Origin of the sequence: Streptomyces sp. Sge12 (genome assembly GCF_002080455.1) — a bacterium.
Lineage (GTDB): Bacteria > Actinomycetota > Actinomycetes > Streptomycetales > Streptomycetaceae > Streptomyces.
Map to the genome: position 1 here is coordinate 1,870,815 of NZ_CP020555.1, position 14,738 is coordinate 1,885,552.

General features: G+C 73.9%; 14 protein-coding genes. 6 read left to right on the top strand and 8 right to left on the bottom strand.

What is annotated here, in order from left to right; genetic code table 11:
- Nucleotides 1-2: 2 nt before the first annotated feature.
- The 5 genes from B6R96_RS08290 (at nt 3) to B6R96_RS08310 (ending at nt 5,177) form a co-directional block, all read left to right on the top strand.
- Nucleotides 3-1,352, top strand: a complete 1,350-nt coding sequence (locus tag B6R96_RS08290) for a sulfate adenylyltransferase subunit 1 (protein WP_081522125.1) — start codon at nt 3-5, stop codon at nt 1,350-1,352.
- A gap of 215 nt (nt 1,353-1,567) precedes the next feature.
- Complete coding sequence (locus B6R96_RS08295; protein ID WP_081522126.1) at nt 1,568-2,704, top strand: aliphatic sulfonate ABC transporter substrate-binding protein; 1,137 nt, start codon at nt 1,568-1,570, stop codon at nt 2,702-2,704.
- A gap of 34 nt (nt 2,705-2,738) precedes the next feature.
- Nucleotides 2,739-3,533, top strand: a complete 795-nt coding sequence (locus B6R96_RS08300) for an ABC transporter ATP-binding protein (RefSeq protein WP_030386016.1) — start codon at nt 2,739-2,741, stop codon at nt 3,531-3,533.
- On the top strand, nt 3,520-4,416 hold the full coding sequence (locus B6R96_RS08305; protein ID WP_053701743.1) for an ABC transporter permease: 897 nt from the start codon (nt 3,520-3,522) through the stop codon (nt 4,414-4,416). Before B6R96_RS08300 ends, B6R96_RS08305 begins: the two co-directional genes overlap by 14 nt.
- A 5-nt stretch (nt 4,417-4,421) precedes the next feature.
- The gene (locus B6R96_RS08310; RefSeq protein WP_053701742.1) at nt 4,422-5,177 is read left to right on the top strand and encodes a sirohydrochlorin chelatase; all 756 of its coding nucleotides are present in this window, start codon (nt 4,422-4,424) and stop codon (nt 5,175-5,177) included.
- Nucleotides 5,178-5,234: 57 nt separating this feature from the next.
- Here the strand turns inward: B6R96_RS08310 and B6R96_RS08315 are convergent, their stop codons facing one another.
- From B6R96_RS08315 to B6R96_RS08335, 5 genes are all read right to left on the bottom strand, one after another.
- Nucleotides 5,235-6,236 carry a ketopantoate reductase family protein gene (locus tag B6R96_RS08315; RefSeq protein WP_081522127.1) on the bottom strand — a complete coding sequence of 334 codons (1,002 nt, stop codon included), beginning with the start codon at nt 6,234-6,236 and terminating at the stop codon, nt 5,235-5,237.
- Between the two features lie 102 nt (nt 6,237-6,338).
- Nucleotides 6,339-7,136 (bottom strand): hypothetical protein, encoded by a 798-nt coding sequence (locus B6R96_RS08320; protein WP_081522128.1) that lies wholly within the window; start codon nt 7,134-7,136, stop codon nt 6,339-6,341.
- Nucleotides 7,137-7,220: 84 nt separating this feature from the next.
- Nucleotides 7,221-7,787 carry a DUF1697 domain-containing protein gene (locus tag B6R96_RS08325; RefSeq protein WP_081522129.1) on the bottom strand — a complete coding sequence of 189 codons (567 nt, stop codon included), beginning with the start codon at nt 7,785-7,787 and terminating at the stop codon, nt 7,221-7,223.
- Nucleotides 7,784-9,049 carry a macrolide-inactivating glycosyltransferase gene (gene mgt / locus B6R96_RS08330; RefSeq protein WP_384506296.1) on the bottom strand — a complete coding sequence of 422 codons (1,266 nt, stop codon included), beginning with the start codon at nt 9,047-9,049 and terminating at the stop codon, nt 7,784-7,786. Before mgt ends, B6R96_RS08325 begins: the two co-directional genes overlap by 4 nt.
- A gap of 2 nt (nt 9,050-9,051) precedes the next feature.
- Complete coding sequence (locus tag B6R96_RS08335) at nt 9,052-11,202, bottom strand: FUSC family protein (RefSeq protein ID WP_081522131.1); 2,151 nt, start codon at nt 11,200-11,202, stop codon at nt 9,052-9,054.
- A gap of 84 nt (nt 11,203-11,286) precedes the next feature.
- Here B6R96_RS08335 and B6R96_RS08340 point away from each other — a divergent pair, with 84 nt between their 5' ends.
- Nucleotides 11,287-12,150, top strand: coding sequence for a phosphotransferase enzyme family protein (locus B6R96_RS08340; protein WP_030386024.1), 864 nt, complete (start codon nt 11,287-11,289; stop codon nt 12,148-12,150).
- 80 nt (nt 12,151-12,230) lie between these two features.
- Here the strand turns inward: B6R96_RS08340 and B6R96_RS08345 are convergent, their stop codons facing one another.
- The 3 genes from B6R96_RS08345 to B6R96_RS08355 form a co-directional block, all read right to left on the bottom strand.
- Entirely contained in the window at nt 12,231-12,950 is a 720-nt protein-coding gene (locus tag B6R96_RS08345) for a 3'-5' exonuclease (protein WP_030386025.1), read from the bottom strand.
- Nucleotides 12,951-13,051: 101 nt separating this feature from the next.
- A complete protein-coding gene (locus tag B6R96_RS08350) occupies nt 13,052-13,384 on the bottom strand; it encodes a hypothetical protein (RefSeq protein WP_081522132.1) in 333 nt (110 codons plus the stop codon).
- 59 nt (nt 13,385-13,443) lie between these two features.
- A complete protein-coding gene (locus B6R96_RS08355) occupies nt 13,444-14,721 on the bottom strand; it encodes an SAV2148 family HEPN domain-containing protein (protein WP_053704602.1) in 1,278 nt (425 codons plus the stop codon).
- Nucleotides 14,722-14,738 lie beyond the last annotated feature (17 nt).

Consider the following 14,738-nt stretch of genomic DNA (forward strand, 5'->3'; position numbering starts at 1 on the left):
AAATGACCAGCACCACCGAGCAGTTCGCCGATGTGTCGGCGACCACCCTGCTGCGCTTCGCGACCGCCGGTTCCGTCGACGACGGCAAGTCCACCCTGGTGGGCCGGCTGCTGCACGACTCCAAGTCGGTCCTCACCGACCAGATGGAGGCCGTCGAGGCCGTCTCCGCCCAGCGCGGCCAGGACACCCCGGACCTCGCGCTGCTCACCGACGGCCTGCGGGCCGAGCGGGAGCAGGGCATCACCATCGACGTCGCCTACCGCTACTTCGCCACCGCGCGCCGCCGGTTCATCCTCGCGGACACCCCGGGGCACGTGCAGTACACCCGGAACATGGTGACCGGCGCCTCCACCGCCGACCTGGCCGTGGTCCTCGTCGACGCCCGCAACGGTGTGATCGAGCAGACCCGCCGGCACGCGGCCGTCGCCGCGCTGCTGCGCGTCCCGCACGTGGTCCTGGCCGTCAACAAGATGGACCTGGTGGGCTACCAGGAGTCGGTCTTCGCGGCCATCGCCGAGGAGTTCACGGCGTACGCCTCGGACCTGGGCGTCCCGGAGATCACCGCGATCCCGATCTCGGCCCTGGCCGGGGACAACGTCGTGGACGCGTCCGCCAACATGGACTGGTACGGCGGCCCGACGGTGCTGGAGCACCTGGAGACCGTCCCGGTCAGCCACGACCTCACGGCCTGCCCGGCGCGCTTCCCGGTGCAGTACGTGATCCGTCCGCAGTCCGCCGAGCACCCCGACTACCGCGGCTACGCGGGCCAGATCGCCTCCGGCGTGCTGCGCGTCGGCGAGGCCGTGACCGTCCTGCCGTCGGGCCGGACCTCGGTCATCGAGGGCATCGACGCACTGGGTGAGCCGGTGGACATCGCCTGGGCCCCCCAGTCGGTGACGCTGCGGCTGAAGGACGACATCGACATCTCGCGCGGCGACCTGATCGCGCCGTCCGCGAACGCCCCGGCCACCACGCAGGACGTCGAGGCGACGGTCTGCCACGTGGCCGACCAGCCCCTCGCCGTGGGCGCCCGGGTGCTGATCAAGCACACGACGCGCACGGTCAAGGCGATCGTCAAGGAGATCCCCTCGCGGCTGACCCTGGACGACCTGTCCCAGCACCCGAACCCCGGGCAGCTGGTGGCCAACGACATCGGCCGCGTCGTCGTGCGCACCGCCGAGCCGCTCGCGCTCGACGCGTACGCCGACTCGCGCCGCACCGGGTCCTTCCTGCTGATCGACCCGGCCGACGGAACGACCCTGGCGGCGGGCATGGCCGGCGAGTCCTTCGCCTCCAAGGCCGGTCCCCCGACCAGCGCAGTGCAGGCGGACGAAGAAGGGTGGGACTTCTAGATCATGCCCGCCGACATCTACTCCACCTTCGCCAAGGAGGGCGGCCGCGTGGGCAGCGGCCGCCTCGGCAGCGGCCAGGGAGGGGTGGCGCGATGTGCGCGATGACGTACGCGCACCGCATGCGCGCCCACACCCCCCACGAGCCGTACCTGCCCCCGCTCCACAGACGAAGACGTGCGTCATGAGATGACCGCGTCACGAGAGGAAGTCCTCCCGTGCCTGCCACCGCCAGCACCCGTACCACCCGCACCACCCTGCGCCGCGGGGTCGTCGCCGCCGCCGCGCTGCCGCTCCTGATCGGCGCGCTCGCCTCGTGCGGCTACGGCTCGGAGGCCAAGAAGGACGACGCCGACAAGGCCGCGAACGCCGCCGCGGACGGCGCGAAGCTGTCGGCCTCCGAGGTCCGTATCGGCTACTTCCCGAACCTGACGCACGCCACCGCGCTGGTCGGCCTCCAGGAGGGCCTGATCGAGAAGGAACTGAACGGCACCAAGGTCAAGCCGCAGTCCTTCAACGCCGGCCCGTCCGAGATCGAAGCCCTCAACGGCGGCTCTCTCGACATCGGCTTCATCGGCCCCTCGCCCTCGATCAACGGCTACGTCAAGTCCAAGGGCTCCAACCTGCGCATCATCTCCGGCTCCGCCTCCGGCGGCGTCAAGCTCGTCGTGAACCCGGACAGGATCAAGACCCTCGACGACCTCAAGGGCAAGAAGATCGCCACCCCGCAGAAGGGGAACACCCAGGACGTCGCCTTCCTCAACTGGATCTCCGAGAAGGGCTGGACGGTCGACCCCGAGTCCGGCAAGGGCGACGTCTCCGTCGTCCGCACCGACAACAAGGTCACCCCCGACGCCTTCAAGCAGGGCTCCATCGACGGCGCCTGGGTACCCGAGCCCACAGCCTCCAAGCTCGTCTCCGACGGCGGCTCCGTCCTCCTCGACGAGACCGCCCTGTGGCCCGACAAGAAGTTCGTCATCACGAACATCATCGTGTCGCAGAAGTTCCTCAAGGAGCACCCCGACGTCGTCGAGGCCGTCCTCAAGGGCACCGTGAAGACCAACGAGTGGATCAACGCCAACCCGGACAAGGCCAAGGCCTCCGCGAACGCGAAGCTCGAGGCGGACAGCGGCAAGGCCCTCGACGCGAAGGTCCTCGACCCGGCGTGGCCCAGCATCGCCATCACCGACGACCCGCTGGCCTCCACCCTCAAGACCCAGTCCGAGTGGGCCGTCAAGGCCAAGCTCATCGAGCAGCCCGACCTCGCCGGCATCTACGACCTCACGCTCCTGAACAAGGTCCTCAAGGCCGCAGGCAAGCCCGAGGTCTCCGACGCCGGCCTCGGCGCCAAGTAACCCCGTAATCCAGCAATCCCAGGAGGTGACGACCATGGCCACCACGTTCGCCGAGGCTGCCGAGGGCTCCGTCGCGGAGCGTTCGCACGCCGCCCGCATCGAGCACGTCTCGAAGTCCTTCTCCGGCCCGGCCGGATCGCAGCTCGTCCTGGACGACATCAGCCTCGATGTCGCTCCCGGCGAGTTCGTCACCATCCTGGGCGCCTCGGGGTGTGGAAAGTCCACGCTGCTGAACCTGGTCGCGGGTCTGGACAAGCCGTCCGCGGGGTCCATCGAGACCCCCGGCGGCCGTCCGGCGCTGATGTTCCAGGAGCACGCCCTCTTCCCGTGGCTGACCGCGGGCAAGAACATCGAACTCGCCCTGCGCCTGCGCGGGGTGGCCAAGGCCGACCGCCGCCCGGAGGCCGAGCGGCTGCTGGAGCTGGTCCGGCTCGGCGGCTCGTACGGCAAGCGCGTGCACGAGCTGTCCGGCGGTATGCGCCAGCGCGTGGCCCTGGCCCGGGCGCTCGCCCAGGACAGCCAGTTGCTGCTGATGGACGAGCCGTTCGCGGCGCTCGACGCCATCACCCGGGACGTGCTGCACGGCGAGCTCACCCGTATCTGGGACGAGACGAACCTGTCCGTCCTGTTCGTCACCCACAACGTGCGCGAGGCCGTCCGCCTCGCCCAGCGCGTGGTCCTGCTCTCCTCCCGGCCCGGCCGGGTCGCGAAGGAATGGACCGTGGACATCCCGCAGCCGCGCCGCATCGAGGACGCGGACGTCGCGGAACTGTCCCTCGAGATCACTGAACACCTGCGTGGGGAGATCCGCCGCCATGGCCAGCACTGACACCACCTCGAAGGCCACGGGCAAGAGCGACGACCTGGCCGGCCTGGAGGCGGGCCTCGACGCCCTCGACGCGGTCCACACCCACCGCACCCCGGTCCGAGAGATCCTCCTCAAGAAGGTCTTCCCGCCGGTCCTGGCCGTGAGCCTCGTGCTCATCGTCTGGCAGGTCCTGGTGGCGACCGAGGTCACCGAGGAGACCAAGCTGCCCGCGCTGTCCGCGGTGTGGGACAGCCTGTCCGACATGTGGGTCAAGGGCACGCTGCTGGAGGTCATCTGGACCAGCGTCTCCCGCGGCCTGCTCGGCTTCCTGCTGGCCCTGGCCATCGGCACCCCGCTCGGCCTGCTCGTCGCCCGGGTGAAGTTCGTCCGCGCCGCGATCGGCCCGATCCTCCAGGGCCTGCAGTCGCTGCCGTCGGTGGCCTGGGTGCCGCCGGCCGTCCTGTGGTTCGGCCTGAACGACGCCATGATGTTCACGGTGATCCTGCTGGGCGCCGTCCCGTCCATCGCCAACGGCCTCGTCTCCGGCATCGACCAGATCCCGCCGCTCTACCTGCGGGCCGGCCGCACCCTGGGTGCCACCGGTCTCGCCGGGGCCCGGCACATCGTCATGCCGGCCGCACTGCCCGGCTACCTGGCCGGCCTGAAGCAGGGCTGGGCCTTCTCCTGGCGCTCGCTGATGGCCGCCGAGATCATCGCCTCCTCGCCGGACCTCGGCCTGGGCCTGGGCCAGTTGCTGGAGAACGGCCGCAACAACATCGACCTGCCGGGCGTGTTCCTCGCGATCATCCTGATCCTGGTGGTCGGCATCGCCATCGACCTGCTGATCTTCAGCCCGGTCGAGCGGTGGGTGCTGCGCAGCCGCGGCCTGCTGACGAAGAGCTGATCCCCATGTCCCCCGCACTCCTGGTCATCGCCCACGGCAGCCGCGACCCGCGGCACGCGGCGACCGTGCACGCCCTCACCGGGCGGGTACGGGCGCTGCGGCCGGGGCTGCGTGTGGAGACGGCCTTCCTGGACTTCAACACCCCCTCGGTGGGGCAGGCCCTGTCCGCGCTCTACCTCTCGGGCGTACGGGAGGTCGTGGCGCTCCCGCTGCTGCTGACCCGCGCCTTCCACGCGAAGTCCGACATCCCGGCGGCGCTCGCCGAGTCGACCTCGCGCCTGCCGGGGCTGTCGGTGCGGGTGGCGGACGTCCTCGGACCGTCCCCGCTGCTGCTGACCGCCCTCGAACGCCGGCTCTCCGAAGCCGGCCTCACCCCGGCGGACCGCGCCACCACCGCGGTGGTGCTCGCGTCCGCCGGCTCCACGGACCCGGAGGCGATCGCAGTGATCGCTGAAACCGCGCGGGAGTGGCGGCGCACCGGTTGGTGTGCCGTGCGGCCTGCGTTCGCCTCCGCCGCACTGCCCCGTACGGAGGACGCCGTACGGGCCCTGCGCGCCGAGGGCTTCGAGCGGGTGGCGGTGGCCCCGTACGTCATCGCCCCCGGCCGTCTCCCGGACCGGATCACGGCCGGCGCCGAAGCCGCGGGCGCGGACGTCGTCGCGGACGTGCTGGGCGCGGCCCCGGAACTGGCCCGCCTCCTGCTGCGCCGCTACGACGCCTCGGCCGCCGCTCCCGCGGGACTCCGGGCCCTGACGGCCTGACCCGCCGCGGAGCGAGGACCGGGGCAGCGCCCCGGCAGCGGCGCCGCTGCCGGGGAACTACGCGCGGGCTGCCGCCTCGTCGGCGAGGGCCGTCAGGTCCACGGCGGACATCGCGCCCGGCGGCAGGCCCTCGCGGGCGAAGATGTTGGCCGCGTGCCGCAGCACGTCGTTGACCGGGGTCGGCACCCCGTGCAGACGGCCCAGCAGGGAGATCTCCCCGTTGAGGTAGTCCGCCTCCACCGAGCCCGTCCCGCGCGCCAGGCTCTGCCAGGACGAGCCGCCCCGCACGCCGGCCGGCTGCTCCACCTTGCCGTCACGCGCCAGCGACTGCTCGGCGTCCGAGGCGTACGGGATGCCCGCGGCCCGGTAGGCGGCCTTGCCCTCGCGGACCGCCCGCAGCAGCAGCGCCGCCTTGGCCGGGTCCGGCTCGGGGCCGGTGGTCGCCTGGATCGCGTTGCCCAGGTTGCCCAGCAGCTTCGCGTACTTCCACCGCATCACGTCCTCGACCGCCGGCGCCCCGAAGCCGGCCTTGGCGAGGTCCGCCGCGACGGCCCGGGTCAGGGCGTCCGTGCCGCCCGCCGCCCGGCCCAGGTGCAGGATGCCGGTCAGCGGCGCGCACAGGGCCGAGACCACGCCCGGCTCCAGGAAGGTCGCGGGCAGCCAGACGCACACCCCGTACGCGCGCGCGAAGCGCCGTAGCGCGAGCCGCTCGCTCTCCACGCCGTTCTGCGCGCACAGGACCGGCAGCCGCTGCGCCGCGGTACCGCCGCCGGCGACCTCCGCGTCGCCCCACGCGTCGAGCGCGGCGATGGCGTCCTGGGTCTTCACGGTCAGCAACAGCACGTCGTCGGGGCGCAGTTCACCCAGTTCGCCGGGTCCGGTGACCACGGGCAGCCGGTGCACCCGGGTCCCGTCGGCCGTGGTGAGGCGCAGTCCGTCGGACCGCAGGGCCTGCGCGTGCGCGCCGCGGGCGACGAGTACGACCTCGCTGCCGGCCTCCGCGAGGCGTCCTCCGATGGTGGCGCCGACCGCGCCCGCGCCGATGATGATGTAACGCATGCCCCGAGCCTGGCACATCCGGCCCCCCGCGTGGGCGTCGGGGCGGGGCGAACCAAATACCGACCGTCGCACGGAGCGGTGGCACGGGGCGGGGGCCGGGGGTCAGTGCCGGTCGGTGCGCAGGTGGGTGCGGGCGGTCTCGAAGAGGCCAATGAGGGCCGAGGTCCCGTCCAGGTGCTGGTCCTCGGCGAGGAGTTGGTACACCTGCCCCTGCTCGCCCGCGACGAAGAGCTCGATGCGCCGGGCGGGGGAGCTCACCCCCTCCCAGCGGAAGTCGAGGTCCAGCCGGACCGCGCTGCGGCCGCCCTGCTCCAGGGTGGAGCTGCGCGCGGTCAGGTCCACCATCTTGGACTCGGCGGCCTTGCGGTACCAGGCGAGCTGGCCGATGGAGGCCGCCTGGGCGGTGCTGCCGTGGGTGCCGTCGCGCTTGACGCCGATCACGTAGCGGCCGTCCGGGGAGACCCAGTTGACGTGCATCGCGTCGTCGTCCTTGATCTTCCATCCGTCCGGCAGGGCGAGGGAGGCGGTGAGCGCCGATGCGTCGACCCGGTGCCAGCCCGCCGGGGGTGCCGGGGGCGTGTCCACGGGGGTGGGGGTGGGCCGGGTCGTGGCCGTGCCCTCGGGTGCGGACGCGGGCGGGGGCACGGCCGTCGCCGTGGGACTGGCCGACGGCCTCTCGGCGGGCGGCTCGGGGCTGCCGCCCGGAGCGCCCGGAGCCGCCGGCGTACGCGAGGAGCCGCCGGATCCGAAGCCGGAGCCCGTGAGCCCGAACAGGCCGAACACCAGCGCCGCCAGGGCCGTCGCGGCCGACACGACGGCCGCCACCTCCGCCATCCGCCGGGTCCGGCCGCCGCGCGGTCCGCCCGGCGTGTCCTCCCCCACGGGCAGGATCTCGCTCATGGGCCCCCTCCCCCTTCGCCCTGACTCCTATTGAATCCGAACGGGGCGGTACCCGGGGCGAGTTCCCGATCACGCGCGGCCGGCTCAGGGGCCGGTCAGCTCCACGAGCTTCGCGACGGTGTTCCAGTTGCGGGTGGTCACGTCGATGCCCTTGACGACGGCGGGCTTGGCCAGGGCCTCGGCCAGCTTGGAGCGGCCGAGGCCGTCGGGGGCGTAGAGGTAGAGGACCCGGTCGCCGAGCCGGTACTCCTCGGGGAGGTACGAGGCTTCGTCGAGCGCGGCGAAGCGCTCCGGGCCGGGCTGCTCGGAGCAGAAGGTGGCGTGCAGCTGCTTGCCCTCCAGCTCGGCGGCCGGGAAGGGGCAGGCCTCGGCGACGGCGCGCAGGTAAGCGCCGTCCAGCACCAGGCAGGCCACGCGGAAGCCGAAGTGGGCCTCGATGGCCGCCTCCAGCTCCCGGGTGAGGACCGCGGGGTCCTGCTGTGCGCTGCTGAAGACGGCGTTGCCGCTCTGCAGGTACGTCTGCACGTCGCCGTGGCCGAGCCCCTCCAGGAGGGAACGCAGCTCGGCCATCGGGACCTTCTTGTTCCCGCCGACGTTGATCCCGCGCAGCAGCGCCGCGTACTTCTTCGTCGTGGCCTTCTTCGTCGTCATGCGCGCACCCTAGGCCCCGGCTGTGACAATGCGGCCTCGATCAGGTCGGCGGCCTGCCGTGTGCCGCCCTCGCCGGCCATCTGTGCGCGGACGGCCTCGGCGCGGGCGGCGACCCCGGGGTCGGCGACCAGCCGCAGGACCGCCTCGCGCAGGGTCGCGGCGTCCGCCTCCGCCATCGGGACGTGGCGGGCCACGCCCAGGGAGACGAGCATGTCGGCGTTGCCGAACTGGTCGACGGCCTGCGGGACGGCGACCATCGGGGTGGCGGTGGCGAGCCCCTCCTGGCTGCCGCCGGCGCCCGCGTGGGTGATGAAGGCGTCGGCCTGGCGCAGGATGTCCAGCTGGGGGACCCAGCGGTGGACCTCGACATTGGCGGGGACCGGGCCGAGGTCGGCCTCGTCGGTGAACCTGCCGATCTGGAGGACGACGTACCAGTCGGGCAGGTCCGCGAAGGCCTCGATGCAGGCGCGGTAGAAGGCGGGCTGCTTGGTGAAGGCGGAGCCGAGCGAGACGAGCACGACCTTCCTGCCCCCGGCCGCCGCGGGCCGCTGCCAGGTGCCCTGGGTCGCGCTGCGGTCGCCCTGGCAGGCGCCGACGAAGGTGTACACGGACGCGTCGACGCGGTCGGCGTGCGGCTGGAGCGCCCGGGGGATGAGGACGATGCTGCGCCGGGGGCGGCCCTGGAACCGGTCGACGTCGTCGCCGAGGCCGTTCTCGGTGAGCCAGGCCGCGAAGGCGGCGTAGTACGCCTTGCCGCGCTCGGAGGCCTTCAGGTCGGCGAACAGCGGTTCCGCCACCTCCTGCTCGTAGCCCTCCCAGGCGACCAGGTTCGGGGAGAGGGAGATGGCGGGGACGCCCCAGCGGTGGGCGAGGACGGGCGCGGGATAGGAGGTGATGTCGTGGAGGACGAGGTCGGGCTCGTCGCCCTCGAAGGCGGCGGCGAGCTGCGGGAGCGCCTGGACGGCGTCCCTCAGGAAGGGCTCCAGGTTCTCGATGAGCTCGGTGCCCCAGGCCTCCGGCTCGTCGTCGGTGGGGAGGGTGGAGGTGTAGATCACGGGCGTGGCGCCGGTCTCGGCGACCTTCTCGGCGAAGGAGGCGGGGATGGCGTAGCTGACGCGGTGGCCGCGCGCCACGAGTTCGCGGATCACCTCGATGCTCGGGTTCACGTGCCCGTGGGCGGCGATGGAGAACATGGCGATGTGGGCGGGCTTCGCTGTGGTCATGATCGGACGATAAACGAGACGATACGTCTCGTGCAACATCTTTACGGGGCTCCGGAAGCACCGGGCGGGCCCGCTGGGCCGGACGGGTGATCCGAGGCCGTGATGCGCCGGATGTCGACGTCCAACGAGTCCAGCCAGGCGAGCGCGGCGAAGAACCGCGGCGAGGAGAGCCCCGGCGGCGCGTCCGCGGCGGACCCGGTGGGCAGCGGCGCGCCCAGCGGATCAGCGGGCTCCGGCTCCACGCCCACCCGCTCGGCCGCCTCCCGCATCCCCGCGGCCACGCCGACCGCACGGCCGTCCAGCCGGGCGCTGTTCGCCGGCCCCACCGCCGGACCACCCCGGACGAACAGCCGCCGCGAGCCCCACAGCACGTGATGGCCCGACATCATGGCCGCCTGCCAGTCCGTCGTCGCGGGGGTCTCGGGCGTCCGGGGCTCGTTCTGGTGCTGCGCGAACGCGGACTCCGCCATCGTCAGCGCGTGCTGGAGCGGCCGGTCGTCGGGGACGTGCCCCGGCCCGCCCTCCACGACGGCGGCCGTGGTGCGCTCGACCGTCTCGGCCTCCGTCGTCAGCAGCAGGGCGACCGCCCGGTGCAGCTCCTTCTGCGCCCCGCGCGGCCAGGCGAGCACCCCGAAGACGACGCCGATCAGGCTGCCGATGATCACGTCCAGGATCCTCACCTCGGCCAGCTGCCAGGTCACGGGCGCCAGCTGGGCGAAGACGAAGGCCACCACGAGGGTGAACATGCCCTGGGCCCAGCCCACGCCCCGGACCGGCCCGACCCGGAACGCGGTGAGCATCACGAACGGCAGGGCGATGGCGTAGACGGTGGTGTGGCCGCCGATCAGGGCCAGCAGCAGCCCGGTGACCAGGGCGCCGAGCAGGGTGCCGGTGATCGCCACGCGTACGGTGGCCCGTGTCTGGGCGGCGGTGGTCCGGGTCAGGCTGAGGACGGCCAGCATCGCCCAGAAGCCGTGGGGCAGGGAGTCCACGCCCGCGACCGTACGGGCGGCCGCCAGCGCGAGGCTGATCCGGACGGCGTTCTGGAAGTACACCGAGCGCGGCCCGGCGTGTCCCGCCAGCCGGTGCCACCACAGGCGCGGCGCGCGCTTGCCCGCGTACCAGAACCGGCCCGAATCGACGTCCTCGGGCAGCCGCGCACGACGGCCCCGTACCGCCAGCTCGGCCGCCGTCGCCAGGGCCACGGCCGCGTCCGTCACCTCCAGCAGCGCCGCCCGGCGGCGGCCCCGCGCGGCGGTCGTGGGGGCCTCCCGGGCGGCGGACGCGGCGGCCTGCTCCCGTACGCGCCGCAGGACGTCGGCCGCTTCGGTCGTGTCGGCCCGACCGTCCAGCAGGGCCGCGGTCTCGGAGACGGACCGGCCGACCGCGGTCAGGATCTCGGGCTCCTGCTCCATCGGCACCGGGCCCGGGGGCGGGGGTGGCGGGGGAAGGTTCACGAGGCGGGCGAGGAGGGTGCGGGCGGCCAGGCCCGCGTGGGACAGGGCGCGGTCGCGCAGGCCCGGCCCGGCCGGGCGTTCGGCCTCGTCGACCCGGAAGGGCCGCAGCGACTCGCCGGCCGCCCGCAGCGTCTGCGCCGAGGCGGCGGACAGCGTGTACGGGGCGCGGCCCAGCTCGTCGACGCAGCGGGCGGCGGTGCCGGCGGCGTCGGCGGCCAGCCGGCGGTAGGTCGGCCCGGGTTCCTCGGGCAGTACGAAGGCCTCGGCGAGGACCAGCAGCAGCAGGCCGAAGGTGGCCCCCACGAGCCGTTCGCCCAGGGTGCCGGGGGCGTAGGGCGGGAAGCACGGCAGGATGTAGAGCAGTTGCAGCCCGGGCGCGGCGCCCGCCGCGCGGGGCCCGGCCGCCGCCACGAAGGCCAGGAAGAAGCCGATCAGGAGCATGCCGACGACGGCGGTCCAGGTCCGGACGGCGAGGAAGGTGCCGAGCGTCAGCAGCACCCAGGCCGTGGGGGTCGCCCTGACCATGACGGCCGCCCGCTGGCGGCCGGTGCCGGGGATGTGGGAGAGCGCCGCCATCGACACCGCGGCGAACAGCGCGTACGTGGCCGCCACCGGCCGGTCCAGCCCGTACAGGCAGACGAAGAACGACGCGCACGCGGAGAGGGTGGTGCGCAGGGCGCGCCGCGTCACGACCGCGGGACCGCGGCCGGCGCTTCCCTCGGGTTGGGCGCCCATGAGTCCAGGATCGGGCCAGTCGCCGGAAGCCACCACATACTGACGGGCACGAGCGGATCAAGGACGAGGGGCGGGAGCGGCGGTATGGACGAGGCGCGGGCGAGGGACGTACTGGCGGCGGCGGGCCTGGGCGGGGGCGATCCCGGGGCGGCGGTGCTCCTCGCACTCGGCGAGAACGCGGTCTTCGCCGTCGGCGACGTGGTGGTCAAGGTGGGCCGGGAGGCGGCGCTGCTGGAGCGGGCCGAGCGGGAACTCGCGGTGTCCCGCTGGTTCGCCGCCTCCGGGGTTCCGGCGGTCCGCGCGGCGGAGCCGGGGCCGCGGCTGGTGGACGGGCACCCGCTGACCCTCTGGCACCGCTTGCCGGAAGCGGTGCGGCCCGCCGGGCCCGAGGATCTTGCGGCGCTGCTGCGCCGGGTGCACGCACTGCCCGCGCCCCCCTTCGCCCTGCCCCCGCGGGACCTGCTGGGCGGGGTCGAGCGCTGGCTGCGGCTGGCGGGCGGGGCCGTGGACCCGGCCGACGCGGCCTACCTGCGGGCGCGCCGCGATGCCTACGCCGGCGAGGTGGCCGCCCTGACCCCGCACCTGCCCCCGGGGCCGGTGCACGGCGACGCGCTGCCCCGCAACGTGCACGTGGGCCCGGACGGCCCGGTCCTCGTCGACCTGGAAACCGTGTCGGCCGATCTGCGCGAGCACGATCTGGTGGTGATGGCGCTGGCCCGCGACCGGTACGGCATGCCCGCCGAGGAGTACGGGGCCTTCGTGGCGGCGTACGGGTGGGACGTCCGCGACTGGGAGGGCTGCGCGGTCCTGCGCGGCGCCCGGGAAACGGCCAGCTGCGCCTGGGTCGCCCAGCACGCCCCGGCCAACCCCCGCGCCCTGGCCGAATTCCGCCACCGCGTGTCCTCCCTGAGGGACGGCGACCGCACGGCGCGCTGGCATGCGTTCTAGGGTGACGGGCACGGCGCCGCCGGGTGGCAACCGCCCTGTGCCGACCGGGCTTTCGTGCGGTTCGGTGCGGGCAGGACGGCTCAGGCGGGGACCAGGCCGCGCAGGGGCCAGGCTTCGTCGATCACCGCGTCCGGGGTGCCCTGGCGGCGCAGGTACGACTGGAAGTCCCGGGCCCAGCGCGCGTGCCAGGTGCTCTGCCGCGCGTGCAGGTCGGCCGGGGTGAGCGAGGCCACCTCCGGGTGGCGCTCGGCTATCGCGCGGGCCACCTGGACCGCGGCCAGCGCGTCCGCGCCCGCGTCGTGCGCGTCGTCGAGGGTGACCCCGTACACCCCGCAGACCGCCTCCAGGGTGCGCTTGCCGCGCCGGTAGCGGTCCACGGCCCGGTCGATGGTCAGCGGGTCCACCACCGGCCCGGTCTGTGCGCCGCCCAGCCGGTCGGCCAGCGACGGCAGCCCGTGGCGGGCCAGCTCGGCCGTCAGCAGGGTCAGGTCGAAGGCCGCGTTGTACGCGACGACCACCGCGCCGGCCCGCCAGTGCCCGACCAGGGCCTCGGCGACCTCGTCGGCGACCTCCCGCACCGGGCGGCCCTCGGCGATCGCGCGTTCCGTGCTGATCCCGTGGATCGCCGAGGCTCCCTCCGGGATCGGTATCCCCGGGTCCGCGAGCCAGCCGCGGCGCTCGCGCACCGCACCGCCGCGCACTTCGACCAGAGCCGCCGTCACGATCCTCGACTCGCCCGGCTCCGTGCCGGTCGTCTCCAGGTCGAATCCGATCAGCACACCGCCGTGCCAGTCCCCCATGCCGTGCCAGTCCTCCACCCCGTGCCCCTCCCCCGTACACCTTCGGTCAACGGGTTTCAGCCTGCCACGGGCCACTGACAGCCCGGCCGCCGGGGCGCGGATCAGATGCCCAGGGACAGCCATCCGAAGGTCTGCCGGTAGGACCGGGCCAGCAGCGCGCGGCCGCGCAGGCCGGCCCGCCAGGCGCACAGCGACGCGAGGAGGTGGACGACCGCCACGGGCCCGCCGACCCACAGGGCGGCGGTGGCCGGCGACCCGAAGCAGCCCACGACCACGGCCGCAACGAGCACCACGGCCAGTCCCCCGTGCGCTTCGCCCGTATCGAAGCGGAACAGCTCCGCCCGGGCCTTCCGGTCCACCCCCAGCCCCGCTTCGTACCGTTCGCGTGCCTTCTGCGGATCGGCGTACTTCCCCTCGGGCCATGGCTCCGGCACCGTTCCCCACCCCCTCGCAGGGCGCGCCCGGCAGGTCGCGTCCCGCTGCTCGTACCTCGTCAGGACACCGGTCGGGAGTCCTCCCACATCGACTCGAACTCCTCGCGGTACGTGGTGAACAGCCCGTGGTCCGCGTCCTTCGGCACTCCGCGCCCGCCGCCCCGCAGCACCAGGACGGGGGACTCCATGCCGCGCGCCCGTCGCAGGTAGGACTGCACCACCGCGATGCCCGAGGACTGCCCCTCCACCAGGTAGGCGGTGAACCGCGGGGTCTCGTCGAAGACGTGGATCTCGAAGCGGGAGGGGTCCCGCAGGCCCGCGCGGACCCGGCGGACGTGCAGGATGTTCATCTCCACCGAGCGGCTCAGCTCGCCCTTGCGCAGCCCCAGTTCCCGCTCGCGCCGCTTCACGGCGCTGCTCGCCGGGTTCAGGAACAGCAGCCGCACCCGGCATCCGGCCTCGGTGAGCCGGACGAGTCTTCGGCCCGAGAAGTTCTGGACCAGCAGGTTGAGCCCTATGCCGATGGCGTCGAGCCGGCGCGCCCCGCCGAAGAGGTCCTCGGCCGGGAGCTGCCGCTGCAGCCGTACCCGGTCCGGGTGGACCGAGATGACGTCCGCGTACCGGTCGCCGACCAGGTCCTCGACGGCGTCGATCGGCAGCCGCTCGGCCGAGGGGCTGCCGGAGACCCCGCCCAGCACCTCCAGCAGGCGCGCCGAGGCCCGCTCAGCCTGCTCCAGCACGGGCCGGGACAGGGCCCGGTTGCGGGAGACGACGTTGCGGGTGACCTCCAGCTCGTCGAGGGCCAGCTCGATCTCGCGCCGGTCGTCGAAGTACGGCTCGAAGCACGGCCAGTGCTGGACCATCAGCTCCCGCAGCTGGGGCAGGGTCAGGAAGCTCAGCACGTTGTCGTCGGCCGAGTCCAGCAGGTAGCCCTTGCGGCGGCTGACCTCCCGCACGGCGACGGCCCGCTGGACCCATTCCTGCCCGGCGGGCCCGGCGGCCGCGACGACCCAGTCGTCCGTGCCGTGCACCGGTTCGTAGATCGGGCGGAGCACCGCCCCGACCACCGCGCGCAGCCGCTGTTCGATGAGATTCAGCCAGATGTACGCACGGCCGGCCCGCTGCGCCCGGGTGCGGACCTCGCTCCAGGCCTCCGCGCCCCAGTCCAGCTCCACGCCGGCCCCCGCGCTCCCGGCCTCCGCCGGGCCGCCCGCCAGGGAGACCGCCCCGGTCGGGAGCCCCGCCGGTGCCCCGCCGGGGACACCTCCTGGGGCGTCCGCCGGGCCACCCTCGTGACTGCTGTCACCAGGGGGCAGCTCCAGACCTCCCGAGCTCACCCGTGCACCGCCTTCTG